1 protein-coding gene is annotated in these 594 nt (G+C 67.5%); it reads left to right on the top strand.

Annotated elements, in window-relative coordinates:
- Positions 1–594, top strand: a 594-nt coding sequence (locus ACU8YC_RS25685; protein WP_446896062.1) for a TonB-dependent receptor domain-containing protein, incomplete at both ends; no start/stop codon positions are given.

Genomic DNA, 594 nt, shown 5'->3' with positions numbered 1-594 from the left:
GTGAACCACATCGATTTCCGCCACACCAACAACTTCTACTTCGACCAGACCACCAGCGTGCCGCTCACCGGCTACGATCCGGGCCTGTTCCCGCAGAACGGGCGGGCCCGTCCGGCCTACGCCACGCAGACGAGCCAGGCCTCGGTCTTCGCCGAGGACCGGCTGATCCTGTCGGACAAGCTCTCGTTCCTCACCGGCGTGCGCCTCGACGTGCCGACGCTCAATCGGGAAGACCTGCAGACGGGATCGCGGTTCGGGAGGACCTACCGGGCGCTCGGCTACCGGTTCGGCCTCGTCTACAACCCGACGCCGGACAGCGCGCTCTACGCCCAGTACAGCTTCGCCACCGACCCGGTGAACAGCCTGATCACGCTGTCGCAGTCGCTGGCCGGCTTCAAGCTCGCGACCGGCGATCAGGTCGAGATCGGCGCCAAGGGTCTGGCCTTCGACGGCGCCCTGGAATGGACCGTCGCGGGCTACCGGATCGTCAAGGACAACCTGATCTCGGCGATCCCCGGACAGCCGACGCTCTCGACGCAGGTCGGGAGCCAGTCCTCGCAGGGTTTCGAGCTGGCGCTCGGCTGGCGCTTCGCG

Source organism: Citrobacter sp. VF227 (assembly GCF_052950715.1).
The sequence above is the reverse complement of the archived record's forward strand: the minus strand, read 5'-3'. Positions and strand labels throughout refer to the sequence as shown.